The sequence below is a fragment of the Micromonospora humidisoli genome (assembly GCF_016900955.1).
In the GTDB taxonomy this organism is placed as follows: Bacteria; Actinomycetota; Actinomycetes; order Mycobacteriales; family Micromonosporaceae; genus Micromonospora; species Micromonospora wenchangensis.
Window position 1 is genome coordinate 410,381 of sequence record NZ_JAFEUO010000001.1, and the last position, 26,937, is coordinate 437,317.

Sequence of the window (26,937 nt, forward strand, 5' to 3'; positions counted from 1 at the left end):
CGCGGCAGCCCGACCGCCGCCGGCCCGGTACGGCTAGTCACCGGTCACCGCCGCGACCGCCGCGCGCAGCTCCGCCGGCACGTCCACGGTCAGGTGCCGGCCGTCGCGCACCACCTGCCGCCCGTCCACCACCACCTGGTCGACGTCGGCGGCGGTGGCCGCGAAGAACACCCCCACCGGCGGCACCCCGGCGGTACGCGGGCTGTCCAGCCGTACGGTCACCAGGTCGGCGCGTTCCCCGACGGCGATCCGGCCGGCGTCGGCCCAGCCCAGCGCGGCGTGCCCGGAGACGGTGGCGGCGTCGCGCAGCGCGGCGGCGGTGAAGTGCCCACGTCGCCGGGTACGCAGCCGCTCGTCCAGCTCCACCGCGCGGGCCTCCTCGAACAGGTCGACCACGGCGTGACTGTCGCTGCCCAGGCTCAGCGGGATGCCGGCGTCGGCCATCAGCCGGGCCGGCCCGATCCCGTCGGCCAGATCCCGTTCGGTGGTGGGACACAGGCACACCCCGGTCCGGTGCTCGGCCAGCAGGGCCAGGTCGGCGCTGGTGGGATGGGTGGCGTGCACGGCGGTGACGTCCGGGCCGAGCACGCCACGGTCGGCGAGCAGCCCGGTCGGGGTACGCCCGTGCGCCGCCCGGCAGGCGTCGTTCTCGGCGGGCTGCTCCGACAGGTGCACGTGCAGCGGGGCGCCCTGCCGGTACGCCCACCCGGCGACGGTGGCGAGCTGTTCGGCCGGCACCGCGCGTACCGAGTGGATCGCCGCCCCGCGCAGGGCGTGCGCCCCGGCCGGGCGGAACCCGTCGACCCGGTCCGCCCAGCGGCGCGCGTCCCCGTCGCCGAAGCGCCGCTGCACCCCGGCCAGCGGCTCCCCGGCCACCGAGGCGGTCAGGTAGCAGGCGTCCAGCAGGGTGATCCGGATGCCGGCCTGGGCCGCCGCCTCGACCAGCGCCGCGCCCATCGCGTTCGGGTCGTCGTACGGCCGGCCGTCGGGGCCGTGGTGCAGGTAGTGGAACTCGCCGACGCAGGTCACCCCGGCCAGCGCCATCTCGGCGTACGCGGCCCGGGCCAGCGCCAGGTACGCGTCGGGGTCGAGCCGGCCGGCGACGGCGTACATCTCCTCCCGCCAGCTCCAGAAGTCACCCCGCCCGCCGTGGGTACGCCCGCGCAGCGCCCGGTGGAAGGCGTGTGAGTGGGCGTTGGCCAGGCCGGGCAGGGTGAGGCCGGGTAGCCGTACCGCCTCGGCCAGCACCTCCACCCCGGTGTGCGGCGACGTGCCCCGGGCCAGCGGGGTGACGGCGGTGAACCGGCCGTCCTCGGCCTCGATCAGCACGTCCGGGGTCGGCGCGGCATGATCGGGCAGCCACGCCTGCTCGGCCAGCCAACGGGTCAGTGGCATGCCAGCTCCTCCAGCACCCGGGCCAGCGCGACCACCCCGGCCGCGCAGTCGTCGTCGGTGGCCGACTCGGCGGGGGAGTGCGACACCCCGGTCGGGTTGCGGACGAACAGCATCGCGGTGGGCAGGTGCGCGGCGAGCACCCCGGCGTCGTGGCCGGCCCCGGTGGGCAGCACCGGCGCGGCCAGCAGCTCCGTCAGCCGGTCGGCCAGCCCGCCGTCGAAGGTGACCAGGGGCGTGGCCGACTCCCGGGTGACGGTCAGCTCGGTGCCGTCGCGGCGGGCCCGTTCGGCGGCCTTGGCCCGGACCGCCTCGACCAGGCCGTCCAGGGTCTCCGGCGCGGCGGCGCGGGCATCCAGCCAGCCGGTCACCGTCGACGGGACCGCGTTGGTGGCGTTGGGTTCCACCGACACCCGGCCGACGGTGGCGTGCGCGTCACGTAGCCGGGCCTCCTTGTTCGCCGCGAGCACGGTGAACGCGAAGGTGAGCATCGGGTCGCGGCGGTCGCCCATCCGGGTCGTACCGGCGTGGTTGCCCTCGCCGCGCAGCTCGAAGCGCCACCGGCCGTGCGGCCAGATGGCGCTGCCCACCGCGACCGGCGCGTCGGCGTCGACCAGCGCCCGCCCCTGCTCGACGTGCAGCTCCACGAAGGCGGCGAACCGGCCGAGCAGCGCCGGGTCGGCACCCGCCGGCCGGTGGCCGAGCGCCTCGGCGAAGCTCACCCCGGCCGCGTCGCGCAGCCCGGCCGCGCGGTCGGCGTCGATCTCGCCGGTGAGCAGCCTCGACCCTAGGCACGGTACGCCGAACCGCGCCCCCTCCTCCTCGACGAACGCGGCCACCACCACCGGCCGGACCGGGGTGACGCCGGCGGCCCGCAGCTCGTCCACGGCGAGCAACGCGCTGACGATGCCGAGCGGCCCGTCGTACGCCCCGCCGTGCGGCACCGAGTCGAAGTGGCTGCCGGTGAGCACCGCCCCGCTGCCGGCCCGCCCGTCGGTGTCCGGGTCGCCCCACCAGGCGAACAGGTTGCCGTTGCCGTCCTCGCTGACCGGCATGCCCCGCAGGTCGGCCTGCGCCCGGAACCACTCCCGCAGCCGCAGCTCCGGCGCGGTCAGCGCGTACCGCAGATAGCCGCCGCTGCCGGCGTCCCGGCCGACCGGCGCGATCTCGTCCCACAGCTCCCGGAACCTCACGGCAAGGCCGCTCACGGGGTGCCTCCGTTGTTCGTGACTGCGGTGCTCCGCTGCGCTGCGCTCCTCGCACTCACGGGGTTCCTCCGTTGTTCGTGACTGCGGTGCTCCGCTGCGCTGCGCTCCTCGCACTCACGGGGTTCCTCCGTTGTTCGTGACTGCGGTGCTCCGCTGCGCTGCGCTCCTCGCACTCACGGGGTCCCCTCCGCCATGGGGATGCGGACGTCGGTGCGCTCGGCGACGTCACGGGCGGCGTCGTAGCCGGCGTCGACGTGCCGGATGACCCCCATCGCCGGGTCGTTGGTGAGCACCCGTTCGATCTTCTGCCCGGCCAGCGCGGTACCGTCGGCCACGCAGACCTGACCGGCGTGCAGCGACCGGCCGATGCCCACCCCGCCACCGTGGTGGATCGACACCCAGGACGCGCCGCTGGCCGTGTTGACCAGCGCGTTGAGCAGCGGCCAGTCGGCGATCGCGTCGGACCCGTCGGCCATCGCCTCGGTCTCCCGGTACGGGCTGGCGACGCTGCCGCAGTCCAGGTGGTCCCGGCCGATCACGACCGGCGCGGACAGCTCTCCGGCGGCGACCATGTCGTTGAACCGCACCCCGGCGACGTCCCGCTCGCCGTAGCCCAGCCAGCAGATCCGGGCCGGCAGCCCCTGGAAGGCGACCCGTTCGCCGGCCAGCCGCATCCACCGCGCGAGGGACTCGTTCTCGGGGAACAGGTCGAGGATGGCCCGGTCGGTGGCGGCGATGTCGGCCGGGTCGCCGGAGAGCGCCGCCCAGCGGAACGGCCCCCTGCCCTCGCAGAACAACGGCCTGATGTACGCCGGCACGAAGCCGGGGAAGTCGAACGCCCGCGCGTACCCGCCGAGCTGCGCCTCGCCCCGGATCGAGTTGCCGTAGTCGAACACCTCCGCGCCCGCGTCGAGGAAGCCGACCATCGCCTCGACGTGTTTCGCCATCGACGCCCGCGCCCGGTCGGTGAACTCGGCCGGCTTGGCCGCCGCGTAGTCCCGGGCGTCGGCCAGTTCCACCCCCTCCGGCAGGTACGACAGCGGGTCGTGCGCGCTGGTCTGGTCGGTGACCACGTCGACGGCGACGCCCCGACGGAGCAGTTCGGGGAAGACGGTGGCGGCGTTGCCGACCACGCCGACGCTGAGCGCCCGCCGGTCCCGCTTCGCGGCCAGCACCCGGGCGACGGCGTCGTCGAGCGAGTCGGCGACCTCGTCGAGGTAGCGGTCGTGCATCCGCCGGTCGAGCCGGGTGCGGTCGACGTCCATGATCAGGCAGACGCCGTCGTTCATGGTGACCGCGAGGGGTTGCGCCCCGCCCATCCCGCCGCAGCCGGCGGTGAGGGTCAGCGTCCCGGCGAGGCTGCCGCCGAAGCACTTCGCGGCGACGGCGGCGAACGTCTCGTAGGTGCCCTGGAGGATGCCCTGGGTGCCGATGTAGATCCACGAGCCGGCGGTCATCTGCCCGTACATGGTCAGGCCGAGGGATTCCAGGCGGCGGAACTCGGGCCAGGTGGCCCAGTCGCCGACCAGGTTGGAGTTGGCCAGCAGCACCCGGGGGGCCCACTCGTGGGTGCGCATGACCCCGACCGGGCGGCCGGACTGCACCAGCATCGTCTCGTCGTCGCGCAGCCCGGTGAGGGTGCGCACCAGCGCGTGGTACGACGGCCAGTCCCGGGCCGCCTTCCCGGTGCCGCCGTAGACCACCAGGTCGTCGGGGCGTTCGGCCACCTCCGGGTCGAGGTTGTTCATCAGCATCCGCAGGGCGGCCTCCTGCGGCCACCCCTGCGCGGTACGGGTGGTGCCACGGGCGGCACGGACGGGCTGGTGCATGGCGTACTCCTCTCAGCCGAGGAACAACTGACGGCGGGCGGCGGACGACTCGAACGCCTCCAGGCGGCGCTGGGTCTGGATCGGGGCGGCGTCGCAGATCGCCTGGAGCACCACCATGGCCAGGGTCATCGGGGCGGTGTGCAGGTCGAAGACGAGGTCGGTGCCGACGGCGGCGGGGAGCACCAGCTCGGCGTACTCGGTGGCGGGGCTGACCGGGGAGTCGGTGATCGCGACGACGGTGAGGCCGGCGTCGCGGGCCGCGCGCAGCGCGTCGAGGGTCTCCCGGGGGTAGCGGGGCAGCACGAAGGCGAGCAGCGCGTCCGCCCCGGCCGAGGCGGCCTGTTCGAGCCGGTCGGTGAGCAGGCTGCCACCGTCGTCGAGGACCCGGACGTCGGGCAGCACCTTGGCGGCGAAGTAGGCGAAGTAGGCGGCCAGCGGCGCGGCGGCCCGTAGGCCGAGCACCGGCAGCGGGCGGCTCGCCGCGAGCAGCCGACCGGCGGCGGCGATCCGGTCCCGGTCGGCCAGTTCGCCGGCCAGCCGGTCCAGGTTCGCCATCTCGGCGCGTACCGCGCGTTGCAGTTCGTTGCCGTCGTCGGCGCGGCCGTCGGGGCCGGCGGTGAGCTCGCGCAGCCGGCGGCGCAGCGCCGGGTAGCCGTCGTGGCCGAGCGCCACGGCGAACCGGGTCACCGACGGCTGGCTGACCCCGGCCAGCTCGGCGACCTCGGCGGCCGACAGGTAGGCCACGGTGGCGGCGTGCTGCACCAGGCAGTGTGCGATGCGCCGCTGGGTGGGGGTGAGCCGGACCCCGTGGAACAGGTCGAGCAGCCGGTCCGGTGGCGCGGCGACGGCTCCTTCATTCATGCCGCGACTCTATGCATGAAAAATTTCAGAGGCAAGCACTGTCTTCCCGCCCGGAGGCGATCACCGGGTTGACGCCGGGCTCAGCGGGCGGCGCGGACGATCTCGGCGGTGGCGTCCCGGCGGACCGCGTCGTAGAACGCCTCGGACTTCTGCTCGTCGGCGAACACCACGCTCTCGGTGCCCACCCGGCCGGTGCCCCGCGACGGGCTGGTGACGAAGGTGAGGTTGCCGCCGCGCAGGCCGCGCAGCTCGGTCGCCAGCTCCAGCAGCGACATCTCCCGGTCGACGGAGACCGACGCCGAGGCGGCCCGGACGAAGTCGTTGAGCTTGCCCGGACTGGTCAGGATGCCGCCGCCGGCCGCCTTGTCGAGGATCGCCCGGATCACCTGCTGCTGGTGCCGGATCCGGGCGAAGTCGCCGTCGGGGAACTGCTTGCGCTGGCGGGAGTAGTCCAGCGCCGTCGCCCCGTCCATCGTCTGCCGGCCGGCGGGGAAGGTGCGCAGCGGCGGGTGGATCGAGGTGAACCGGTGGTCGACGGTGATGTCCACCCCGCCCAGGGCGTCGATGATCTCCTGGAAGCCGGCGAAGTCGACCACCGCCACGTGGTCGACGTGGACCCGGGTGAACTCCTCGACGGTCTGCACCATCAGCGGGATGCCGCCCCAGGCGTACGCCGCGTTGATCTTCGCGGTCCGGCCGCCGTGCCGGCCGTCGGCCGACCGGGGTACGCGGACCCAGGTGTCCCGGGGGATCGAGACGAGCTGGGCGCTCTTCCGGTCCTTCGGCAGGTGGGCCAGGATGATCGTGTCGGTACGGGACCCCTCGGTCCGCTCCGGGTCCCGCGAGTCGCTGCCCAGGATCATGATGTTCATGGCGTCCCGGGCGACCACCGGCGGCCGGTCCTGCGTCGGCACGCCGGTGAAGGCGTCCACCCGCTCGACGTCGTTGTCGACCGAGCGCAGATAGAGCGCGCCCGCGCCGACGCCGCCCGCCCCGAGCAGGGCCAGCGCCAGCAGCACGATCAGCGCGATCCGCCAGCCCCGCCGACGCCCCGGCGGCGACCCCGGGGCGTCAGCGGCCGGGGTCGGAGCGGATTCCGAAACGTTCTCACCTGCGGGCACGGCCGCATGTTACTGAGCCGTCACCCCGTACGGCAGCCCGCGTACGCCCGACGGCCCGAGGCCCGGAAAGCCGCCGTACGCTGGACGTTCAGCCGCCCGTCACCTGCGGCTGGTAGAACCGCGCCGTGGATGCGACGAGACTGCGCCGGGCCATCGCCCGCACCCCGCTGGCACCGGTGGCCGCCTTCCCCGGACGGCTCGCCCGGGTCGCCCGCTACGACGCGAAGGTGCTGCGCACCTCGGCCCGCTGGCTGGCCACCTCCCGGGAGCACCACAACTACACCTACGACCTCACCCGGCTCAGCCGGGAGCACCTGACCTGGTTCGTCAGCGTGGTCTGCGACGTCCCGGTGGCCCGGGTCCGGGGCTACCTCACCGAGATCACCGGCGACGCGGAGCTGCGCCGGCACATCGAACAGGCCACCGCCCGGTCCGCCCGACGCGGCCTGGCCGACCGGCGGGTCCGCTACGCCCGCCGGGTCGGCTGGTACGCGATCGTCCGGGCCACCCGGCCCGCCCACGTCGTCGAGACCGGCACCGACAAGGGGTTGGGCAGTTGCGTCCTGGCCGCCGCCCTGCTGCGCAACGCCGCCGAGGGCCATCCCGGCCGGCTCACCTCGCTGGACGTCAACCCCGAGGCCGGCTACCTGGCCCGCAGCGCGCCCTGGTCCGACGTGGTCGACCTGGTGGTCGGCGACTCGGTCACCGCGATCGCCGCCCTGGACCGGCCGGTCGACCTGTTCCTGCACGACAGCGACCACAGCCACGACCACGAACGCCGCGAGTTCGACGCCGTCGAGCCGAAGCTGGCCCCCGGCGCGATCCTGCTCACCGACAACGTCACCACCACCGGGGTACTCGCCGAACACGCCGAACGCACCGGCCGCCGGTTCCTCGCCTACCGGGAGACCCCGCTCGACCACTGGTACCCCGGCGACGGCATCGGCGTCGCCTGGTGAGGCCCGACCGACGGTGACCCGGGCCGGACGCCGGACGCCCCTGCCACGGCAGCAGGGTGCCGGCCGATCGGGTGTTGCCCCCGGGCCGGTCGCGGATCGATGATGGCCGAACCGCCACCCTCGACGCAGGAGCCGGCATGCAGGTACTCCACCACCCTCGCGTGGCCTGGGACATGGCCCGCCTGATCGTCTCGGCCGTTCCCGACGACCGACTCTTCGACTGGTTGTGCGCCGAAGTCGGCGCGCTGCTCGGCCCCGAACACGCCGGCTCCCTCCAGGACACCCGGCGACGGCTCCAGCCGTGGGCCCGGACCACGCCCGAGGCTGCCGCCGTCGAAGCCGGCCGCTGGCGGGTCCGCCTGGAGGACCTGCTGCGCACCCGGCCGGAGACCGCCGAGCCGCTACGGTCGCTTACCGTGATCGCGTCGGGCCTCCACCGCAACCGGATCGGCTGACCGGCTTAGCTTTCGCTTAGCCCGCTTGTCCCCGGGTCGTCCCCTGCGGCAGCATCGGTCGGCGTGACCGACGGCAGCGTGTCCCAGGAACCCGACCCCGGGCCGGGCGGCGACGCCCCCGCCGGGCGTCCCGGGCCGGGGCGTCGCCGCGCCCGGGGCGGCGGACGTCGCCGCTGGCTGGCCGCCGGTGGCGTCGCCGCGCTCGCCACCGTGCTCGGGCTGAGCCTCGCGCTGCGCTCCGGAGCCGCCCCCGCCTGTGCCGCCCCGCCGGCCGGGCTGGCCGGTGCCGGCCCGGTCGCCGCCGGGCGGCTGCCACTGGCGGCCCCACCCACCGGCAGTACGGTCCACAAGGGAAAAGCCACCTTCTACGACTCGAAGGGGGCCGGCGGGAACTGCTCCTACCCGTCCGCCCCGGCCGACCGGATGTACGTGGCCCTCGGCCCCACCGAGTACAGCGCCGGTGCGGCCTGCGGCGGGTACCTCGACGTCACCGGCCCCCGGGGCACCGTCCGTGTCCTGATCATGGACCAGTGCCCCGAGTGCGCCCCCGGCCACGTCGACCTCTCCCGCGAGGCGTTCGCCCGGATCGCCGACCCGGTGCAGGGCATCGTCGGGGTCAGCTACCGCGCGGCGGTCGACCCGCCACTGTCCGGCCCGCTCACCTTCCGGATCAAGGAGGGCGCGTCGCAGTACTGGTTCGCCGTGCTGGTCGCCGGGCACGGCAACCCGCTGCGCGCCGTCGAGGTGCGGCAGGGCTCCGGCGCCTGGCGTACCGCCGTCCGGCAGGACTACAACTACTGGCAGATCGACTCGGGTGCCGGCCCCGGCCCGTACGCCGTCCGGGTCACCGACGTGTACGGCCACCGCGTCACCGCCACCGGCGTCACCATGTCCCCCGGCCGGGTCCAGCGCAGCACCGTGACGATGTACGGCGGTAGCGCCCCCGCCGCGCGGAAGAACCCGACCAGCCGGCCGTCCCCGAGCCCCGGCGCCACCCCGAGCCGGGCCACCGTCAGCCCGTCGACGGTCGCCCCCACCAGCTCGCCCGGCACACCGCAGGTCAGCGCCCCACCCGCGCTCGCCGCGTCGGCGGAGCCTGGCACTGGCCGACCTGTCGACTGCGCGTCCCGGGGCTGATCCCCACCGGTCTTTCCATCGTCGCTGCCCGCCTCGGCCCGGTCCGTGCGGAAGCGTCCTCCACCGGGCGTCGCCCGAGCGACCCGTCCGTCGGGAGCGGGATCCGCCGGACGTCGCCGGTCGACCCGGTGCCGGTCGAGCGCGGTCCGTCGGACGGTCAGGCCGGGGTGTCCAGGTCCCGCCACATGAGGATCTCGTCGCGGTCGTCGCCGGCTGCCACCCGCAGCGCGCCCGGCAGCCGGCCCACCTCCCGGTAGCCGAGCCGGTCGTAGAACCTCTCCAGGCCGAGCCCACCGCGTACCGTGACGTGCAGCGCCCGCCAACCCAGCTCGGGCGCGCGCCGGGCGGCCTCCCGCATCAGGGCCTGCCCGTGGCCGCACCCCTGGGTGGCCGGGTGCACCATCACCCGCTTGAGGACGCCCCAGTGCGCCTTCAACCCGAACCGGTTGTCGGCGAGGAACAACACCGCGACCGGTCGGTCACCCGCGTAGCCGACCAGCATCCGGTCCGGACCGTCGGTGACGGCGGCGAAGGTCGCCTCGGCGACGGGACGTACGTCGGCGGCGGTGACCGGGGCGACGAAACCGACCGCACCGCCGGCGTTGGTGACGTCGACCCAGAGGTCGACGATCTGCTCGCGCAGGGCGGGGGTGAGGTCGGGGTCGAGGACGAAACGCAGGCTCACCCTGCCGATCCTGCTGCGCCGACGCGTCGTACGCCCACGATCGTGACCCTCCTGACAGCCGGAGAACCGACCGTCAGAGGGGGAGTAGGGCCGACGGGACTCGAACCCGCACTGATGCGGACCTAAACCGCATGCCTCCTGCCATTTGGGCTACGGCCCCTCACTGTGTACACCGTCACCTTCCAGGGCCATTGCGTGCGACGGCGGAGCCGTCTGCCGATCGGAAAACCGGTGGGTGTCACAGCCTCCGCATCGTAAACCACATCCGGCGGGGACACCGCCGCCCGGTTGGAACCGGCGTAGGTGGCCGTCTGGCTGTGGCAGTTCGGGCAGAGAAGCCGCAGATTGCTGGGTTGGTTGTCGAGGAAGTCGCCGTTGATGTGATCAACGTGCAGTGTCAGCGGCCTACCTTGCCAGGTGGCCCCGACTCCGCACGCCTCGCATTCCTCCGGCAGCCCGATGGCGGCCAGGGCCCGTTTAAGACGTGATCCCGGGACCCTCCGCCCCTCTGCACGCTTGATCAACAGTTGGGTCAGGGGCGTGCGGACTCCCCGACCACCCTTGTTGTGCAGTCGGCCGGTGAAGTGGGACGTGTCGATGCCCAGCCGCTTGAGCTGACGACTGATGTGCGCGTGCGAACCACCGCTGAACCGGACCCCGAGAACGCGCAGGACATCGGCGATGCTGCGGGACTGCGCCGCCGCTTGGGCGAGCATTTCCGGCGTGTACTTGTACCGGGTCACCCACGCACGGTAGCGGCGAGGTCCGACATCGTCGGTCGTCGGCCGGACGCGTTCAGTCGAGGCCGAGGTCCCGGCGCAGCTTGGCGACGTGGCCGGTGGCCTTGACGTTGTAGAACGCGTGCTCGATCTTCCCGTCCGGGTCGATGACGAAGGTGGACCGGATCACCCCGGTCACCGTACGGCCGTAGGACTGCTTCTCGCCGAAGGCGCCGTACGCGGTGAGCACCGCCCGGTCGACGTCGGCGACCAGCGGGAAGGTGATGGCGTCGCGCTCGCGGAACTTCGCCAGCTTGGCGGGCTGGTCGGGGGAGATGCCGACCACCTCGTAACCGGCGGCCTGGAGCGAGGCGAGCGAGTCGCGGAAGTCGCAGGCCTGCTTGGTGCAGCCGGGGGTCATCGCGGCCGGGTAGGCGTACAGGATGACCCGGCGACCGCGCAGCGCGGCCAGGGAGAGCGTCTCCCCGGTGTCGGTGGGGAGGGTGAAGTCGGGGGCAGGGTCGCCGGGGGCGAGCCGGTCGGGCGCGGTCATGGCGACGACCCTACCGCCGGGCTGCGCCGCCCCGGCCGATCCCCGCCGGGACACCCGGGGTGTTCCCCCGCCGCCCGGCACTGCCCGGTGCGGCGCGCGCCCGTCCCTGCGTTCCCGCAGCGTGCGGGACGGCGGCCGGTGAGGGGCCCGGCGGTGGCCCGCTGGTGAACAACGCCATGCCTTGTTGCCGCATCTTGGCAACAACCCGGGCCGGGAAATAGGCTGGGCCTGCCGGCCGACTGGAGGTCATGTGGAAACCCTGGCGATGCACATCTCGAACGGCATCATCAACGGTCCGGTCGCGGGGATCTTCGCCGCCGTCGCGCTGGCCGCCCTGACCTTCTGCGTGCTGCGCGGCCGGCGTGACCTGGACGACCGGCTGGCGCCGATGGCCGGCCTGGTCGCCGCGTTCATCTTCGCCGTGCAGATGCTCAACTTCCCGATCTTCACGGCCGGGGTCTCCGGTCACCTGCTCGGCGGCGCGCTCGCCGCCCTGCTGGTCGGCCCCTGGGTCGGCGCGCTCTGTGTCTCGGTGGTGCTGATCGTGCAGGCCCTGGTCTTCGGTGACGGCGGCGTCGCGATGCTCGGCCTGAACATCACCAACATGGCGCTGCTCGGCACCGCCGCGGCGTACCTGCTGATCGCCGGCCTGCTGCGGGTGCTGCCCCGCACGCCCACCGGCCTGGCCGTCACCGCCTTCGTCTCGGCGCTGGTCAGCGTGGTCGTCGCCTCCCAGGGCTTCGTCGTGCAGTACTGGCTCGGCGGCACCACCGACCTGGGCGGCAACCTGACCGGCCTGGCCGGCACGATGGCCGGCGTCCACCTGCTGATCGGCATCGGTGAGGGGCTGATCACCGCGACCACCGTCGCCACCGTCGCCAAGGTCCGACCCGACCTGGTATACGCGTTGCGCGCGCTCAAGCCGGCGACCGCGCCGGCCCCCGTCCCGGCTGTCGGAGGTGCCCGGTGAGGAAGCGGTCCTGGGGTTTCGTGGCGGCCGGCCTGCTGGTCGCCCTGGTGCTGGCCGGCGTGGTCAGCAACTACGCCTCGTCGCACCCGGACGGCCTGGACTCGTCGCTGCTCAAGGGCTGCACGGTCAACGCCGACGACGAGATCACCGGCGGTTCCTGCCCGGCCCAGCAGGCCAGGGACCACGAGTTGGCGGACAGCCCGCTCGCCGACTACGGCATCCGGGGCGTGGACAACGGCTTCCTCTCCACCGGCCTGTCCGGGGTGGCCGGGGTGCTGCTCACCTTCGCCGTCGGCGGCGGCCTGTTCTGGCTGCTGCGTGGCCGCCGCCCGGCCGGCGGCGACGGTCAGCCGGCCGGCACCGACGGCGGCGCGCGTGACGACCGGCAGCCCGCCGGCACCGCCGGCTGACCGGGCGGTACGACGTGGGTGCCGGACACGCGCACGTGCTCTACCGGGACACCCCCTCCCGGGTGCACCGGCTGGCACCCGAGGTGAAGATCGCCGCGATGGTGCTGTTCACCATCGCCGTGGTGGCCACCCCGCGCGAGGCGTTCTGGGCCTTCGGCGGCTATGCCCTGCTGGTCGCGGTCGTCGCCGCACTGGCCCGGGTCGGCCCGCGCTGGCTGCTGCTGCGCGCCACGATCGAGGTGCCGTTCGTGCTGTTCGCGGTCGCCCTGCCGTTCCTCGGCGCGGGTCCGCGTACCGAGTTCGTCGGGTTGAGCCTGTCGGTGGACGGCCTGCACGGGGCGTGGAACATCGTCGCCAAGGGCACCCTGGGGGTGCTCGCGTCGCTGCTGCTGGCCGCCACGACCACCACCCGGGACCTGATCGTCGGCCTGGACCGGCTGCGCTGCCCGCAGATCATCACCCAGATCGCCACGTTCATGCTGCGCTACCTCGACGTGCTGGTCGGCGAGGCCCGCCGGATGCGGGTGGCCCGGATCTCCCGGGGTGACGACCCGCGTTTCCTGTGGCAGTTGCGCGGCTTCGCCGCCGGGGTGGGCGCGCTGTTCCTGCGGGCCTTCGAGCGGGGTGAGCGGGTCTACCTGGCGATGCTCTCCCGGGGCTACACCGGGCGGATGCCTGCGGTCTGGCAGGGTGCCGGGGCGGCGACCGCCGGGCAGTGGGTGGCGGCGGCGACCGTGCCGCTGGCGGCGGTGACGATCGCCGCCACCGCCGTCGTCCTGACATGATCGGGTACGTGCAGACCGCTGTCTCCCTGGACGTCCGTGGCGTCCGGTACGCGTACCCGGACGGTCACGTCGCCCTGGCCGGGGTGGACCTGGCCGTGCCGCGCGGCGGGCGGGTGGCCCTGCTCGGCCCGAACGGCGCGGGCAAGACCACGCTGGTGCTGCACCTCAACGGCATCCTCACCCCGTCCGAGGGGTCGGTGAGCGTGGGCGGGCTGACGGTGTCCCGGGACCGGGACACCCTGGCCGAGATCCGCCGCCGGGTGGGCATCGTCTTCCAGGACCCGGACGACCAGCTCTTCCTGCCCACGGTCGCCGAGGACGTGGCGTTCGGCCCGGCCAACCTGGGGCTGCGCGGTGCCGAGCTGGCCACCCGGGTCGACGAGGCGCTGACCGCGGTGGGGATGGCCGAGCACCGGGACCGCGCCCCGCACCACCTGTCGTTCGGGCAGCGGCGTCGGGTGGCGGTGGCCACCGTGTTGGCGATGCGCCCGGAGATCCTGGTCCTCGACGAGCCGTCGTCCAACCTGGACCCGGCGGCCCGCCGGGAGCTGGCCGGGATCCTGCGCGCCCTGCCGGTGACGCTGCTGATGGTCACCCACGACCTGCCCTACGCGGCGGAGCTGTGCGAGCGGGCGGTCATCCTGGACGCCGGGCGGATCGTCGCCGACGCCCCCACCGTCGACCTGCTCGCCGACGCGGACCTGCTCTCCCGCCACCGCCTCGAACTGCCCTACGGCTTCCACCCCCGACCGATCGGCTGACCACCGCCGGCAGGCGGGTCAGCTGCGGGCCGGTTCGACGGCGGGCCGGGGCGCGGCGGCGCGGGCGGCGGTGTGCAGCCGGAGCAGGCCGGCGGCGACCGCTCCCACCCCGGCGACCAGCACCCCGGTCAGCAGCACCCGTGCGACGCCGCCCGACCACGGCACCGGGGCGACGGCGCGGGACAGCACGGTCAGGTTGGCGACGCCGACGAACAGGGCCAGGCACGCGCCGGCCAGCGCGAGCACGAAGTCGGCGGCGGGCCGGCGGGTCAGCGCCCACCCCCCGGCAGCCACCGCGCCCAGCCCGGTCAGCAGCGGCCACAGCTGCCCGGCGGCCAGCCCCAGCAGCACCCCGCCGACGCCCTGCGCCCCGGCGTCCAGCTCGCGGCCGAGCACCAGGGCGACGGCGGCGGCCCCGCCGACGGCGAGCACTCCGCCGACGCCGCGCAGTGCCCGGGTTCCGGCGGGTGTGCCGGCCGGCAGCAGCCCGGCCGCGCCGACCAGCAGCGCGCCGAGGGCGACGGCCACCCACCACGGGTACGGGTCCGGCGGCGGCACCCAGTCGAGGGTGCCGCGCAGCTCCACCGGCTCGTCGCCGTCGCGCAACGGCACGACCCACTCCCGGACCCGGTGTTCCCGGCCGGGGTCTGCCGCCACCGGGGCGGGCACCCCGGACTCCCGCCACAGGGCCCGCTGGTCGTGCCAGCGGACCCGCCTGTCGTCGCCGATCCTGCGCCACTGCGGGGCGGCGGCCGGGTCGGCGGTGGCGGGCAGCGCGGTGTCCCCGGCGAGGGTGCGGTTGAGGTACGTGGCGGGAGAGCGGACGTTCTCGTACACCCCGCCCGGCCCGACCCGCAGGTACGGCTCCCCGGAGTAGCCGATCACCTCGACGTCCCGGTCGGAGTGGTTGACCAGTTCCAGCCGGGCACCCGCCTCGACGGCCCGGACGGTCAGCCCCGGCCGGGCCGGGGTGATCCCGGTCACCGTGGTGCGGTAGTCGGTGCCGTCGGGGGCGTCCGCCCCGTGCGCGTACGCCGGTACGGCGCAGCCGAGCAGGCCGAGCAGGACGGCGGTGACCAGCAGGACGGCCCGCCGCAGGGGTGCCGGGTTCACTTGCCGGCCGCCTCCACGGCCGTGGTGATTCCGGCCGGGGTGCGGTCGGACACGACGGTGCCGTTCACCTTGAGGGTCGGGGTGCCGGTGACCCCGGCCTTGCTGGCGTCGTCGGTGACGTGTTCGGTCCACGCCGTGTAGGTTCCGTCCCGGACGCAGGAACCGAAGTCGTCCTTGTTCAGCCCGACGCCCGCGCCGATGTCGATCAGCTGGTCGTTGCTCAGCCCGGCACCGCCCTCCGGCGGCTGCTGGGCGAACAGCGCGTCGGTGAACTCCTTGAACTTGCCGCCCTTGGCCGCGCAGCCGGACGCGGCCGAGGAGCGGGTGGAGTATTCCGTGGTGGAGAACCGGTTGAGGTAGGCGACCGGGTGGAAGACCACCCTGGCCTTGCCGGCGGAGACCAGCTGGTTGATGGTCTCCCCGCTGGCCTCCTGGAACTCTTTGCAGACCGGGCAGAGGTAGTCCTCGTAGAGGTCGATGGTGACCGGTCCGGTGCCGATCACGACGCCGGTGCCGGCGTCGTTCGTGCCGGGCGGGGCCGTGAAGGTGTCCGACTTCTGGCTGGAGTAGACGCTCCATCCGATCAGGCCGGCGACCACCAGCACCACCACCGCGCCGACGGACGTCCAGAGGGTCCGCTTGCGGCGTTTCTCCCGGGCGATCTGCTCGCGGACCACCCGCGCGGCCTGGTTGCGTCCCTTACGACTGCTCATCGTCGTCCTCCACGGATGGGTCGCCCGCGAGCCAGCCGTCCACCGAGAACGGGGTGCGGGGCCAGATCAGCAGGAATCCGGCCAGGGCCAGGAATCCCAGGTCCCGGAGGATCTCCGGGAGGTAGCTCGGGGACTGGCCGGCGGCGAGCTGCCCGCCGCTGCCGAAGCACCCGCAGTCGATGGCCAGGCCGCGGGCCCAGGCCGAGGCGATGCCGGCGACGAAGACCACCAGCAGCGCGGCGGAGATCCCGGCGCCCAACCGGGTGGCCAGCCCGGCGAGCAGCAGCAGGCCCAGCGCCAGTTCCACGAACGGCAGCGCGGCCCCGATCGCCGTGGCCACCTCGTAGGGCATCACCTGGTACGCGTTGACGGCCCGGCCGGAGGCGGCGAGGTCACCGACCTTGGTCGCGCCGGCGTACAGCCAGACGGCGGCCAGGCCGAGCCGGGCGACGACGCCGAGCCAGGGGCGGACGAGCGGCCAGCGGCCGGCCGGGGTACGCGTGGTGGTCACGTTCATTGGTCGTCCCACCCGGCCCGCGGGTTCCCCGGGGTGACCGGTCGCCGGGTGGCCGGCCGGGGCACCGGGGGCCGGTCGGGGCCGGGCGGTGGTCCGCTACGGCCGGTGGCGCAGGGGTCGCGGTGAGCGGGGATCACGTCAAGCCAGGCTACGCGGCGTGGCGGGAGCGGGCAGGGTCGTTCGGCCCTTTCCATGGTCCCGCTCACGCCGGGAACTTTTTCCCCCTGCCGGACGACTACCTGGTCATGACGTCCCACCACCTGCGGCAGGCCCCCCGGCCGCCGTGGTCGCCCCGTGCCGTCGCGGGGTGGCCGGGTGGGCGTACCGGCCCGTGGTCAGCGAGCATGGCGGGATGAACGCAGTCGATCGTCGCCGGCTGGCCCGGCTGGGGGCCGCCGCCGGCCTGCTGGTCACCCTCGTCGCCCTGCTGCTCGCCCCGGCCGGTCCGGCGAGCGCCCACGCCGTGCTCTCCAGCAGCAGCCCGGTTGCCTCGTCCGTGGTGCCGAGCGCCCCGTCGGAGGTGGTGCTGACCTTCAGCGAGTCGGTCCGCAAGGTGCCCGACAAGGTGCGGGTCATCGCCCCGGACGGTTCCCGCGCCGACCGGGGTGAGCCCCGGTTCGAGGGCTCGGTGGTGACGATCGGGGTGGACCCGGCCGGGCCGCAGGGCACCTACCTGGTCAGCTACCGGGTGATCTCCGCCGACAGCCACCCGGTGTCAGGTGCGTTCACCTATTCGGTGGGTGCGCCGTCGACGCCGCCGACCGACGCCGGCTCGGACAGCCGGGCCGACCCGGTGGTCGGCGTGGGCGTGAAGGTGGCCAAGTACCTGGGGTACGCCGGCCTGCTGCTGGTGGTGGGCCCGGCGCTGGTGCTCGCCGCGCTCTGGCCGTTGCGGCTGTCCCGGCGGGGGCCGGCCCGGCTGCTCTGGTCCGGTGTGGGGCTGCTGGCCGTCGCGACGGTCGTCGAGGTGTGGATGCAGGTGCCGTACACCGCCGGTGGGGGGCTGCTCGACGTCACCGGCGAGGGTCTGTCCGAGGTGCTGGGCAGCGGGTACGGCACCACGCACCTGATCCGGCTGGGCCTGCTGGCGGCGGCGGTGTTCCTGCTCCGGCCGCTGACCCGGGGGCCGGTGGGGCGTACCGACGGGATCATCCTGACCGCGCTCGGGGCGGCCGGGTTGTTCACCTGGCCGCTGGCCGGGCACCCGGCGGCCTCCCCGGCCCCGGCGGTGTCGGTGCTCGTCGACGCGGTGCACCTGGGCAGCATGGCGGTCTGGCTGGGCGGCCTGGTGATGCTTGCCGGGTTCCTGCTGCGCCGGGCCGACGAGCGTGAGCTGGGGGCGATCCTGCCGATCTGGTCCCGCTGGGCGGCGCTGGCGGTGGCGGCGCTGCTGCTGGCCGGCGTCGTGCAGGGGTTGATCGAGGTGGCCAGCGTCGAGGCGCTCACCGGCACCACGTACGGTCGGCTGCTGCTCGCCAAGATCGGGCTGTTCGCGCTGGTGGTGGCTGTGGCCGCGTACTCCCGACAGTTGGTGCGCCGGCGGACCGCGGCGGCCCGGCCGCTGCCGGTGCGGCGCGCGGTCTGGGTGGAGTTGGCGGTCACCGCGGTGATCCTGGGCGTGACGGCGACCCTGGTGCAGACCCCGCCGGCCCGAACCACCGTCGACGGGGGGTCCGGTGCCGACGCCGGCTACTACTCGACCACGCTGACCAGCCCGCTCTACTCACTGCAGGTGGAGCTGGACCCGGCCGAGCGGGGCAACAACTCGATGCACCTGTACGCCTACACGCCTGACAACCGGCCGCAGCCGGTGGTGGAGTGGAAGGCCACCGCCGCGCTGCCCTCGGCCGGCGTCGAACCGATCGACATCCCACTGCTCAAGCTCACCGACAACCATGCGACGGGGGAGTTCAGCTTCCCGTCGGCGGGTGAGTGGCAACTGCGTTTCACGGTCCGTACGTCCGACATCGACCAGGCCACGGTGACCGCCACCGTGCCGATCAAGTAGAGAAGGGCCCGTCCCCGATGATCCGTCTCCGGCGCTCCGCATCCGCCGCCGCGCTCACCCTCGCCGCCGTCACCGCCACGGTGCTCGGCTTCGCCGGGCCGGCCGCGGCGCACGTCACGGTCAACCCGAAGGAGGCGACCCAGGGCAGCTACGGCCGGTTCGCCATCCGGGTGCCCAACGAGAGCGACACCGCGTCCACCGTCAAGATCGAGGTGAACCTGCCGGAGAACGCCCCGGTCGGCTCGGTTTCCACGATGCCGGTGCCGGGGTGGACGGTGGCGGTGGAGAAGCGCAAGGTGGACCCGCCGATCGAGGTGCACGGCAGCCAGCTCACCGAGGCGGTGTCGAAGCTCACCTGGACGGCCGCCGCCGGTGGCGGCGTCAAGCCTGGCGAGTTCCAGGAGTTCCCGATCTCGCTGGGTCCGCTGCCGCAGGTGGACAAGATGGTCCTCAAGACGCTCCAGACCTACTCCGACGGCAACGTGTCGCGCTGGATCGAGGAGCCCACGCCGGGTGCGGAGGAGCCGGAGAACCCGGCGCCGGTGCTGACCCTGACGGCGGCGGCCGGGTCCCCCTCGGCGTCCCCGGCGGCGGCGGGCGCGCCGGCCGCGAAGGACGACGACGATGACGACGACTCGGGTTCGACGGCGGTCGTGCTGGGTGTCGCCGGTCTGCTGGCCGGGCTCGGTGGGCTGGCCCTGGGCGGGTTGGCCTTCGCCAGGACCCGGCGGGAGTCGACGCCGAAGCCCTGAGGCTTTCCACCCGCACCGGCCCGTCGGACCCGTCCGGCGGGCCGGTCGCGTCGTGCGGGGCCGTCGGACGGGCCCGGACGCGGTGACGGCCCTCCGCGCTGCCGACGCGGAGGGCCGTCTCACCGGGGGATCGGTGTGCCATGGGTCGTGACCGACTGAGCCCAGATTAGCGCCAAAGGTCGGACAAGGGAATATCTGTCCTATTAGTGCTGCGGCCTATTGGTGCTGCCGGCCGGCGGCCGGCACGGGCTCCTGCTCCCGGCTGCGCTCCCGGCGGACCGGCAGCAGCACGAGCAGCAGCAGCGCCAGCAGCACGTACGCGTTACGCAGCAGGAACTCCCAGGGGGTGTCCGTGCGGGCCGGCGCCACCCCCCAGTCGTAGAACGAGACCACCCCGTAGGCGATCACCAGGCCGGTGCCGGTGGCGAGGGTGAGCAGCCGCCGCCGACGGCGCGCCCCCGCCGGGGTCGAAGGGTCGGCGTCGAGCGCCGCGTCCACCAGCACCACCACCGCCGGGATGAACCAGTAGATGTGGTGGGTCCAGGTGATCGGGCTGACCAGGCCGCCGACCAGCCCGGTGAGGGTGAGGCCGGTCAGCCAGTCGCCGGCCCCGGCGGCGCGGGCCGCCCGCCACAACCCGTACCCGAGGATCGCCACGACCAGCACCAGCCAGAGCAGCCGGTTCGGCTCCTGCGGCGCGTCGATCCGGCTGAGCAGGCCGAACAGCGACTGGTTGCCGGTGTAGTCGGTGCGCCCCACCCGGTCGGTGGCCCACAGCTCGTGGGTCCAGAACCGCCACGAGTCGCGGGGGGCCACCGCGGCGGCCAGCAGCGTCGCCGCCGCCGCCGTGACACTCGCCACCACGGCCGCCCGCCACCGCCGGGTCACCAGCAGGTAGACGATGAAGATGCCCGGGAACAGCTTGAGCGCCGTGGCCAGCCCGACGCCCACCCCGGCCCAGCGTCGTGCCTGCGGTACGGCGAAGAGCAGGTCGGCCAGGATCAGCACCACCAACAGCATGTTGATCTGACCGAAGGTGATCGTCTCGCGGGTGCTCTCCACCGCGAAGACCAGCAGCACCGCCACGGTGAGCGCGTACCTGCGGTGCAGACCGTGCCGGGCGATCACCGGCAGCACCAGCCAGCGGGTGGTGACCACGACGGCGACGCAGGTCAGCGCCGTGAAGATGACGATGGTCAGGCCCAGCGGCAGCACCCCGAACGGCCGCAGCAGCAGGGCGCTGAACGGCGGGTACGTGAAGTACAACTCACCCTGAACCCGGTCGGGCTGCACGTAGTCGTAGAGCGGATGCCCGGACGCCCACCAGTCCATCGCCCGCATGTAGATCTTCAGATCGAAGAAGTCGTGCACCAGGCCCGGCAGGTAGAGCGCCGGCAGCACGGCCGCCAGCGCCAGCACCGTGACGACCCGGCGGACCGTACGACTTCGCTGGTCCTCCGGGGTGGTGACGGGGGACGCGACGGATTCGGCGGGCACGGGGAAACCCTAGCGGTCCCACCCCGCGACAGTGCCGAGGCGCGGGGACCTGGGCTGCGCGTAGTCTGTTCCGGTGGCTGACCTTCTCGTCTGGATCGACTGTGAGATGACCGGGCTCGACCTCGGCAGCGACAAGCTGATCGAGGTGGCCGCACTGGTCACCGACCCCGACCTCAACGTGCTGGGGGAGGGTGTGGACGTGGTCATCCACGCCGACGAGGCGGCCCTGGAGGCGATGCCGGAGATCGTCCGCACCATGCACGCCAAGTCGGGTCTCACCGAGGAGGTACGCCGTTCCACGGTCACCCTCGCCGAGGCCGAGGACCTGGTCCTGGAGTACGTCACCAGCCACGTGAAGGACCCGCGCACCGCGCCGCTGTGCGGCAACTCGATCGCCACCGACCGGGGCTTCATCGCCCGGGACATGACCCGGCTCGACGCCCACCTGCACTACCGCATGATCGACGTGTCGTCGATCAAGGAGCTGTGCCGGCGCTGGTACCCCCGGGTGTACTTCGGCCAGCCGCGCAAGGGGCTGGCGCACCGGGCCCTGGCCGACATCCGGGAGAGCATCCGCGAGCTGGAGTACTACCGGCGCACCCTGTTCGTGCCGCTGCCCGGCCCGGACGTCGAGACGGCCAAGGCGATCGCGGCGCAGCTCTAGGCAGGCGGTCACCGAGGGGCGGAACCCGCTGGACGGGCCCCGCCCGGGTGTGGCTATTATTAGTCCGCACCCGCCCGGGAAACCGGCGCGGACGGCATGGTGGCTGTAGCTCAGTTGGCAGAGCACCGGGTTGTGGTCCCGGTTGTCGTGGGTTCAATTCCCATCAGTCACCCGGTTGGTGGATCTGCTCCACCTCAGCTCAGGCCCCCTCAGTCGAGGGGGCCTGAGTCGTTCCGGGGGAGAACCGGGGGCTGGCCCGGCGGGCGTCACACCCCGCACGTGGACCGGCCCCCGCCTGGTGGCAGGGGCCGGTCGTGGAAGGTCGGTGCGTGCCGGTCGATCAGGACCCGGCTGGCCGGCTGCGGTCGGTCAGGGGGTCGGCTCGGCGCTCGGCTCCCCGGCGTCCGGGTCGTACGGCAGGGCGCTGCCCTTGACGTACTGGTCCCAGCTCATGTTCCAGTCGGTCCAGCCGTTGCCGTTCTGGAGCTTGCGCTCGGTGCCCTTGACCGTGATCGGGTCACCGATCTTGGTGTTGGCGAACAGCCAGGCACCGTCCTTCATCGACACGTTCACACAGCCGTGCGAGACGTTCGTGGTGCCCTGCTGCCCCTCCGACCAGGGGGCGGCGTGGATGAACTCGCCACCCCAGGTGAGCCGCTGGGCATAGTCGATCTTGGTGCGGTAGCCCTCCTCCGGACCCAGCTCCTCCATCGTGTCGAAGACCGTCTTGCGCAGCTTCTCGATCACCACCATCGTCCCGCTGGACGACGGGGTGCTCTTCTTGCCCAGGCTGACCGGAATGGTCTTGACGACCTTGCCGTCCTTGGTGACGGTCATCCGCTTGGTCTTGTTGTCGACCTGCATCACCACCGACGGGCCGATCTTGACGTCCACGCTCAGGTCGGCCCGGCCGTACCAGCCGTCGCCCATCGGCAGCCCGCCGGCCTGCACCCGGTACGAGACCGTCGTGCCCGACTTCCAGAACTCCTTGGGCCGGTAGCGGACCTCGGTGGGGCTGACCCAGTGCCAGACACCCTCCTGGGCCGGGGTGCTGGTGACCGTCATCCGGCGCTGCACGTCGTCGCGGTAGTCCTCCGGGACGGCCCGACCGAACTTCACGACCAGCGGCATGCCCACGCCGACGACCTGGTTGTCGCCGAGGAAGCTGGTCACCCGCACCTGCTTGTCCGGCTTGGCCATCACCGTGAAGGTGCTGGTGGCCGTGGCCGGCTTGCCGTCCTCACCGGTCGCCGTGACGGTGGCGGTGTACTTCTCCCCGTACTCCAGCGCGCCGGCGGGCAGCCAGCTCGCGCCGTCCGCGGCGAGCTTGCCCTCGACGGCCTTGCCGGCCGCGTCGGTGAGCGCGACGGTGGCGTCCTTCGCGTCCTTGGCGGTGAAGACGATGCCGGTCGAGGCCGGGACGTCGGTGGCGTCGGCCTTCGGTTCGGTGATGGTCGCGCTGGCCTTCGGCGCGGTCTGCTCGCCGCCGCCCTGCCAGCTCGACGGCTTGTCGCCGCCCGAGCCCGTGCAGGCGGAGGTGAGGGCCAGCGCCGCGGCGAGGACCCCCGCCGCGAGCACCCGGCGTCGACCGGTACGCCCGGTCAGGTGGTCCTGGACAACTCGCATGATTCCCTCACAGTCGTGGTCCCCGATGTCCCATCGTCCCTCACAGACGCAGCGGCACGCCCGTCGGTTGCGAACGGTGAACTGAAACACGCCGCCGGGCGGGACGCGACCACGCCGGGTAATCAGCCCGTCCCGGTCCGGGTCGGCGCGGCGCGCCGACCCGGACCCGGGGTCAGACCAGTGGACCCGAGCCGCCCTGCGGCACCTGCACCGCGCTGCCCTTGACGAAATCCGCCCAGGTCATGCTCCACGCCGTCCACCCGTTGCCCGGTTCGAGCTTGCGCGGGGTGCCCTTGACCGTGATCGGGTCGCCGACCTTCGTCTGGGAGAAGAGCCACCTGCCCATCGCCATCGACACGTTCACGCAGCCGTGCGAGACGTTCCGCCGGCCCTGCACCCCCTCGGACCACGGGGCGGCGTGGATGTACTCGCCGCCCCAGGTCAACCGCTGAGCGAAGTCGATCTCGGTGCGGTACTGGTTGGCCGGGTCCGGCTCGTCCATGGTGTCGAAGACGGTCTTCTCCTTCTTCTCCATCACCACCATCGTGCCGCTGGAGGAGGGCGTGCTCTTCTTGCCCAGGCTGACCGGGATGGTCTTGACCAGCTGGCCGCCCTGGAAGACCTCCATCTGCTTGGTGGCGTTGTCCACCTTCATCTCGAAGGCCCGCCCGATCTTGGCGGTGGCCGACCGGTCCACGTTGCCGTACCGGCCGTTGCTCAGCGGAATCCCGGCCAGCGCGATCCGGACGCTCAACGTCGTCCCCGGCTGCCAGTACTCAGGCGCCCGGTAGTACGCCTGCGTGCCGCTGGAGACCCAGTGCCAGGCCCCCGGCTGCGGCGGATCGGTCTTGACGAACATCCGCTTCTGGACGGCCGCCCGGTCCTTCTTCGGGATACCCGGGCTGAACTCGGCCACCACCGGCATGGCCACGCCGTACGTCCGGTCGTCGAAGAGGTACAGGCCGGAGCCGATCATCGACTTCGGCTTGGCCATCGTGGTGAACGTGCTCACCCCCTGCCGGGGCTGACCGTCCGCGCCGGTGCCGGTCACCGTGGCGGTGTACCTGGTGTTGTACTTCAGGGCCGACGACGGCACCCAGGAACTGCCGTCCAGACGCATCTTTCCGCCGACCTGCTTGCCGTCACCCGTGGTGAGGGTGACCGAGGAGACCTTTCCGCCGCCCGGGAGGTCGGCGCTGATCTCGGTGCTGACCGGCCTGCTCTTCGCCCCGTCCGCCGGGCTGACCGTCAGGCCGTCCGCCACCGGTGCCGACGGTGACGCCCCACCGGACTGCGCCGGGGTTACCGCCTCGGTGCTCGGCGAAGCCCCGGTGCCGCCGACGAACTCGGCTTCCTTCTTCTGGTCGCCGCCGCAGCCGGCCAGAGCCAGCGACGCCGCCAGGACGAGAGCGCCCGCCATCGCCCCGCCCCGCGTGAACCTGCCCATCCCCACCTCTGTTCTCGCGTACCTGGCGGACATCGTGCCCCATGGCGGCCACCAGCTCGATGCCGGACGCTCTCCGGCAGGGGGATCTGAAGCCTTTTGCCCGTTAAGCTCGCCCGAAGGGTGGAGCCGGGTATCGGATTGGAACCCCGCTCATGGCCCGTGCTAGTGTTCTCTCCGTTGCCAACGAGCGCCGCTAGCTCAACTGGCAGAGCAGCGGACTCTTAATCCGCGGGTTCGGGGTTCGAGTCCCTGGCGGCGCACCACCGAAAAGGCTCTGACCTGGGGTTTCACCCTGGGTTGGAGCCTTTTGGCGTTTCTGTCGGTGGTTCGGTGTCTCGGTGGGTGCTCGGGAGCCGTTGGACCATTCCGTGCCCGCGTGGACCGGGGCCTACATCGGTGCACCTGGCGCTCCGACCGGCGGGTGTCTTCGATTGCTGGTTTCAGGCTGGTGCCGGTGGGTGGTGGGCAACGACTGCTGCTGCGGGGATGCAGTCGTCGATGAGGAGGGCGACGAGTTCGTCGAGTAGTAGTTCGAGGTCGTCGGGGGTGGTCAGGTCGTAGTGCTTGTTGACGATCCGTTCGTCGGCCACGCGGACTGTCTCTAGTTCGGCCTCGCCGGTGCTCCAGATCGTTATCGCGGCGAGCCATGACGGGGACTCGAACTCACTGATGACGATCGGGTTGCCGTGGTTCGGCTCGATCGGTCGGGTGTGCCCTGTCATGCCCAGCCGCGTCCACGTCTGGGCTCGGGCCAGCACGGCGTCGGACAGTGTTTCCAGTGGGAAGGTCACGCCCCGACTATCACACGCTCTGCGCGGGAGGGCTGGCGTCGGTCCCGGACGTGCCCAGGTCGAAGCGGTCAGGCGGCATGCCGGGCTGCGATCTCGAATGCCTTGGTCCAGGGGAAGGTGAGCCGGCGGTCGTTGCCGGTGCCGGGTGGGTGTGGTTCCCAGTCGTGGTCGGGTCCGAGGAGGATGTGTATGCCTTCGTCGCGGAGGTTGGTCACGGCGCGGCGGTAGGGGTGTCGTGTGGCGAGGGCGGTGTTGACGAAGGGGACGATGACGGTGGGTATGTGTCGTCCGATGAGTTCGGCGATGGTGGTCATGGCGTAGTTGTCGGCGAGGCCGAGGGCGATCTTGTTGATCGAGTTGTAGGTCGCGGGTGCGATGACCAGTGCGTCGGCGGTGGGTAGCGAGCGGCGGGTACCTGGGGATGTCCGGTAGTCGGATCGCACGGGTGCCCCGGTCAGTTCTTCGATGGCTGGGATGTCGAGGAAGCTGGTCGCGTGGGGTGTGGCGGTGACCGCCGTGGTCCAGGACCGTTGGCGTGCGGTGTTGATCAGGGTGGTGACGTCGGGGGCGGGACCGGCGGCGCAGACGACGATCTGGAGGTGCCCTGGGGTCACCGGGGGATCCCGGCGGTCTGGGTGAAGTCGACGACTGCGGCGCGTACCGGGCCGGTGGCGAGGCGGGCGAGGTCGTTGGTGAGGCGGTGGACCGCTGGGCGGCAGCGGATCTCTTCGGGTGCGATCTCGTATGCGGTGCGGAGGGCGTTGAGGCCCTGTTCGTGGCGTCCCCACTGGGTGTAGGCGCGGGCCACGTCGACGTAGAGGGTGGCTTTGCGTTCGGCGAGGGTCACCTTGCCGAGGGGGATGGTGCGGGCAATGGTGATGGCGGTGCCGGCGTCGCCGAGGGTGAGGGCGATGTTGACCCGGTGCAGCAGGACGTTGGTGGCACCGAAGCCGGTCCACCGGTCGTTGCCGTCGTAGCCGAGTCGGGTCGCGGCGCGGGTGGCCTCGTCGAGCATGGTGTGTGCGGTGTCCCGGTCGTCGCGGCGGGCTGCGGCGACGGCACCGCGTAGGACGAGGGCGCCGTACACGGCGACCGCGTCGGTCGACGCGAGGCGGGTGCCCCGGTCGAGTACGCCGGCGGCGTCTGCGGCGAGGGTCACCGCCTGCTCGTCGTGGTTGTTGCTCATCAGGGCGTGGGTCATGATCCGTGCGCTCGCGGCGACGGCCACCGGGTCCTGGCTCGTCGCGGCGGCGCGGGTGCTCCGCTCTGCGGCGACCAGGGCCATCCCACGGTCGCCCAGCTTGAGCAGGACGCTACCGACGACGTGGTACAGCTCGGCGGCCAGGACGTCGACCTGCCTTCGCTGCGTGTCCTTCGCGTCCGCCCTGGCGGGTTCGAGAGCGGGTAACAGCGTGCCGAGCCGGTCGAGGACCCGTTCGTATCGGCAGGCCTGGTAGTCGCGTTTGACGGCGGCCACCTTGCCGGAGAGCTGCTGCACGGACAGCACCGTGGCGGGTTGTTGCCGGGGCGAGACGAGTGCGTCGAGCACCGGTGCGACGCCGGGGGCGGCGGCGACGCTGACCGCAGCGCTGCGCAGGAAGTCTCGCCGTTGCACGTCACCATCCGAGTCCAAGCTGTGGTGGCTGTCCTCACCAGTATCGGCATCCGGGTCGGTGTGCGGTGGCGTGGTGCTCGCGGCTGCACCGTTGGTGCCCGTCGCCCGCAGGGCTGTGAAGCGTTCGCGGACGTCGGGTGTGGCTCGGGCCAGCACGGTGTCCAGCGCGGCCTGCATGTCGGCGCGGGGGATGACGTTGTCGCCCTGGCTGCTCCACTTGGCCACCGTCCGGCGAGCCGCGCCCAGGTGCTCGGCGAAGGCGGTGACGCTCATCCGCGCCGCCTGGCGTAGGGCGGTGGCATCCCGGCCGGTCCAGGTCGTGATCGGAGCCATCGCACGTCCTCCCGAC

Annotated in this window: 27 protein-coding genes and 3 tRNA genes; 12 read left to right on the forward strand and 18 right to left on the reverse strand. The window is 73.0% G+C overall.

Features of this window, described 5'->3' with window-relative positions:
* Positions 1-33 precede the first annotated feature (33 nt).
* From JQN84_RS01795 to JQN84_RS01815, 5 genes are all read right to left on the reverse strand, one after another.
* Positions 34-1,389, reverse strand: coding sequence for a formimidoylglutamate deiminase (locus JQN84_RS01795; protein ID WP_204957282.1), 1,356 nt, complete (start codon positions 1,387-1,389; stop codon positions 34-36).
* The gene (locus tag JQN84_RS01800) at positions 1,386-2,600 is read right to left on the reverse strand and encodes an allantoate amidohydrolase (protein WP_204956650.1); all 1,215 of its coding nucleotides are present in this window, start codon (positions 2,598-2,600) and stop codon (positions 1,386-1,388) included. The genes JQN84_RS01795 and JQN84_RS01800 overlap by 4 nt, the downstream gene beginning before the upstream one ends.
* Before the next feature lie 173 nt (positions 2,601-2,773).
* Positions 2,774-4,429 (reverse strand): urocanate hydratase, encoded by a 1,656-nt coding sequence (hutU, locus tag JQN84_RS01805; RefSeq protein ID WP_204956651.1) that lies wholly within the window; start codon positions 4,427-4,429, stop codon positions 2,774-2,776.
* A 12-nt stretch (positions 4,430-4,441) separates the two neighbouring features.
* A complete protein-coding gene (locus JQN84_RS01810; RefSeq protein WP_204956652.1) occupies positions 4,442-5,290 on the reverse strand; it encodes a MurR/RpiR family transcriptional regulator in 849 nt (282 codons plus the stop codon).
* A gap of 80 nt (positions 5,291-5,370) precedes the next feature.
* The gene (locus JQN84_RS01815; protein WP_307820952.1) at positions 5,371-6,411 is read right to left on the reverse strand and encodes an LCP family protein; all 1,041 of its coding nucleotides are present in this window, start codon (positions 6,409-6,411) and stop codon (positions 5,371-5,373) included.
* Positions 6,412-6,536: 125 nt separating this feature from the next.
* Between JQN84_RS01815 and JQN84_RS01820 the strand changes: the two genes are divergently transcribed.
* The 3 genes from JQN84_RS01820 to JQN84_RS01830 all read left to right on the forward strand — a co-directional run bounded on the left by JQN84_RS01820 (position 6,537) and on the right by JQN84_RS01830 (position 8,962).
* Positions 6,537-7,370, forward strand: coding sequence for an O-methyltransferase (locus tag JQN84_RS01820; RefSeq protein ID WP_204956653.1), 834 nt, complete (start codon positions 6,537-6,539; stop codon positions 7,368-7,370).
* 137 nt (positions 7,371-7,507) lie between these two features.
* The gene (locus JQN84_RS01825) at positions 7,508-7,825 is read left to right on the forward strand and encodes a hypothetical protein (RefSeq protein WP_088641769.1); all 318 of its coding nucleotides are present in this window, start codon (positions 7,508-7,510) and stop codon (positions 7,823-7,825) included.
* A gap of 63 nt (positions 7,826-7,888) precedes the next feature.
* The gene (locus tag JQN84_RS01830; protein ID WP_307820953.1) at positions 7,889-8,962 is read left to right on the forward strand and encodes an expansin EXLX1 family cellulose-binding protein; all 1,074 of its coding nucleotides are present in this window, start codon (positions 7,889-7,891) and stop codon (positions 8,960-8,962) included.
* Between the two features lie 157 nt (positions 8,963-9,119).
* Here the strand turns inward: JQN84_RS01830 and JQN84_RS01835 are convergent, their stop codons facing one another.
* The 4 genes from JQN84_RS01835 to bcp all read right to left on the reverse strand — a co-directional run bounded on the left by JQN84_RS01835 (position 9,120) and on the right by bcp (position 10,919).
* Positions 9,120-9,647: a GNAT family N-acetyltransferase gene (locus tag JQN84_RS01835; protein WP_204956654.1), complete on the reverse strand. Its 528-nt coding sequence runs from the start codon at positions 9,645-9,647 to the stop codon at positions 9,120-9,122.
* Positions 9,648-9,732: 85 nt separating this feature from the next.
* Positions 9,733-9,807 (reverse strand) — tRNA-Leu (locus JQN84_RS01840).
* Positions 9,770-10,363: an HNH endonuclease signature motif containing protein gene (locus tag JQN84_RS32510; RefSeq protein WP_088641871.1), complete on the reverse strand. Its 594-nt coding sequence runs from the start codon at positions 10,361-10,363 to the stop codon at positions 9,770-9,772. Before JQN84_RS32510 ends, JQN84_RS01840 begins: the two co-directional genes overlap by 38 nt.
* Before the next feature lie 79 nt (positions 10,364-10,442).
* Positions 10,443-10,919, reverse strand: a complete 477-nt coding sequence (bcp, locus tag JQN84_RS01850; protein ID WP_088641767.1) for a thioredoxin-dependent thiol peroxidase — start codon at positions 10,917-10,919, stop codon at positions 10,443-10,445.
* A gap of 250 nt (positions 10,920-11,169) precedes the next feature.
* On the opposite strand from bcp, the gene JQN84_RS01855 reads away from it, so the two are divergent.
* Genes JQN84_RS01855 through JQN84_RS01870 form a run of 4 tightly spaced genes read left to right on the forward strand, consistent with a single transcriptional unit; the run spans position 11,170 to position 13,845 of the window.
* Complete coding sequence (locus JQN84_RS01855) at positions 11,170-11,889, forward strand: energy-coupling factor ABC transporter permease (RefSeq protein WP_145918134.1); 720 nt, start codon at positions 11,170-11,172, stop codon at positions 11,887-11,889.
* Positions 11,886-12,299, forward strand: a complete 414-nt coding sequence (locus JQN84_RS01860; RefSeq protein ID WP_204956655.1) for a PDGLE domain-containing protein — start codon at positions 11,886-11,888, stop codon at positions 12,297-12,299. The genes JQN84_RS01855 and JQN84_RS01860 overlap by 4 nt, the downstream gene beginning before the upstream one ends.
* 14 nt (positions 12,300-12,313) lie before the next feature.
* Entirely contained in the window at positions 12,314-13,084 is a 771-nt protein-coding gene (gene cbiQ, locus JQN84_RS01865; protein ID WP_204956656.1) for a cobalt ECF transporter T component CbiQ, read from the forward strand.
* Positions 13,081-13,845, forward strand: a complete 765-nt coding sequence (locus JQN84_RS01870; RefSeq protein ID WP_204956657.1) for an energy-coupling factor ABC transporter ATP-binding protein — start codon at positions 13,081-13,083, stop codon at positions 13,843-13,845. The genes cbiQ and JQN84_RS01870 overlap by 4 nt, the downstream gene beginning before the upstream one ends.
* A gap of 18 nt (positions 13,846-13,863) precedes the next feature.
* Here JQN84_RS01870 and JQN84_RS01875 read toward each other — a convergent pair whose 3' ends face one another.
* The 3 genes from JQN84_RS01875 to JQN84_RS01885 are packed head-to-tail and all read right to left on the reverse strand — an operon-like array spanning position 13,864 to position 16,188.
* Complete coding sequence (locus tag JQN84_RS01875; protein WP_204956658.1) at positions 13,864-14,958, reverse strand: hypothetical protein; 1,095 nt, start codon at positions 14,956-14,958, stop codon at positions 13,864-13,866.
* Positions 14,955-15,671, reverse strand: coding sequence for a DsbA family protein (locus tag JQN84_RS01880; protein WP_204956659.1), 717 nt, complete (start codon positions 15,669-15,671; stop codon positions 14,955-14,957). Before JQN84_RS01880 ends, JQN84_RS01875 begins: the two co-directional genes overlap by 4 nt.
* On the reverse strand, positions 15,658-16,188 hold the full coding sequence (locus JQN84_RS01885; protein ID WP_204956660.1) for a MauE/DoxX family redox-associated membrane protein: 531 nt from the start codon (positions 16,186-16,188) through the stop codon (positions 15,658-15,660). Before JQN84_RS01885 ends, JQN84_RS01880 begins: the two co-directional genes overlap by 14 nt.
* Before the next feature lie 352 nt (positions 16,189-16,540).
* Between JQN84_RS01885 and JQN84_RS01890 the strand changes: the two genes are divergently transcribed.
* Both JQN84_RS01890 and JQN84_RS01895 read left to right on the forward strand, forming a co-directional pair.
* Positions 16,541-18,196, forward strand: a complete 1,656-nt coding sequence (locus tag JQN84_RS01890; protein ID WP_204956661.1) for a copper resistance CopC/CopD family protein — start codon at positions 16,541-16,543, stop codon at positions 18,194-18,196.
* Positions 18,197-18,213: 17 nt separating this feature from the next.
* Entirely contained in the window at positions 18,214-18,948 is a 735-nt protein-coding gene (locus JQN84_RS01895) for a YcnI family copper-binding membrane protein (protein WP_204956662.1), read from the forward strand.
* A 216-nt stretch (positions 18,949-19,164) separates the two neighbouring features.
* Here JQN84_RS01895 and JQN84_RS01900 read toward each other — a convergent pair whose 3' ends face one another.
* Positions 19,165-20,445, reverse strand: coding sequence for a glycosyltransferase family 87 protein (locus JQN84_RS01900; RefSeq protein WP_204956663.1), 1,281 nt, complete (start codon positions 20,443-20,445; stop codon positions 19,165-19,167).
* A 73-nt stretch (positions 20,446-20,518) separates the two neighbouring features.
* Here JQN84_RS01900 and orn point away from each other — a divergent pair, with 73 nt between their 5' ends.
* Positions 20,519-21,109, forward strand: coding sequence for an oligoribonuclease (orn, locus tag JQN84_RS01905; RefSeq protein ID WP_088641757.1), 591 nt, complete (start codon positions 20,519-20,521; stop codon positions 21,107-21,109).
* Positions 21,110-21,208: 99 nt separating this feature from the next.
* Positions 21,209-21,281: transfer RNA gene (locus JQN84_RS01910), tRNA-His, on the forward strand.
* A 197-nt stretch (positions 21,282-21,478) separates the two neighbouring features.
* On the opposite strand, the gene JQN84_RS01915 is transcribed toward JQN84_RS01910, so the two are convergent.
* A complete protein-coding gene (locus tag JQN84_RS01915; protein ID WP_204956664.1) occupies positions 21,479-22,735 on the reverse strand; it encodes a L,D-transpeptidase in 1,257 nt (418 codons plus the stop codon).
* Between the two features lie 172 nt (positions 22,736-22,907).
* Complete coding sequence (locus JQN84_RS01920; protein WP_204956665.1) at positions 22,908-24,182, reverse strand: L,D-transpeptidase; 1,275 nt, start codon at positions 24,180-24,182, stop codon at positions 22,908-22,910.
* A gap of 187 nt (positions 24,183-24,369) precedes the next feature.
* Here JQN84_RS01920 and JQN84_RS01925 point away from each other — a divergent pair.
* A tRNA-Lys gene (locus tag JQN84_RS01925) sits at positions 24,370-24,445 on the forward strand.
* 177 nt (positions 24,446-24,622) lie between these two features.
* On the opposite strand, the gene JQN84_RS01930 is transcribed toward JQN84_RS01925, so the two are convergent.
* The 3 genes from JQN84_RS01930 to JQN84_RS01940 form a co-directional block, all read right to left on the reverse strand.
* A complete protein-coding gene (locus JQN84_RS01930; protein ID WP_204956666.1) occupies positions 24,623-24,973 on the reverse strand; it encodes an immunity protein TriTu family protein in 351 nt (116 codons plus the stop codon).
* A 68-nt stretch (positions 24,974-25,041) separates the two neighbouring features.
* The gene (locus JQN84_RS01935) at positions 25,042-25,587 is read right to left on the reverse strand and encodes a flavoprotein (protein ID WP_204956667.1); all 546 of its coding nucleotides are present in this window, start codon (positions 25,585-25,587) and stop codon (positions 25,042-25,044) included.
* Positions 25,584-26,921: a hypothetical protein gene (locus tag JQN84_RS01940; RefSeq protein WP_204956668.1), complete on the reverse strand. Its 1,338-nt coding sequence runs from the start codon at positions 26,919-26,921 to the stop codon at positions 25,584-25,586. Before JQN84_RS01940 ends, JQN84_RS01935 begins: the two co-directional genes overlap by 4 nt.
* Positions 26,922-26,937: the final 16 nt, after the last annotated feature.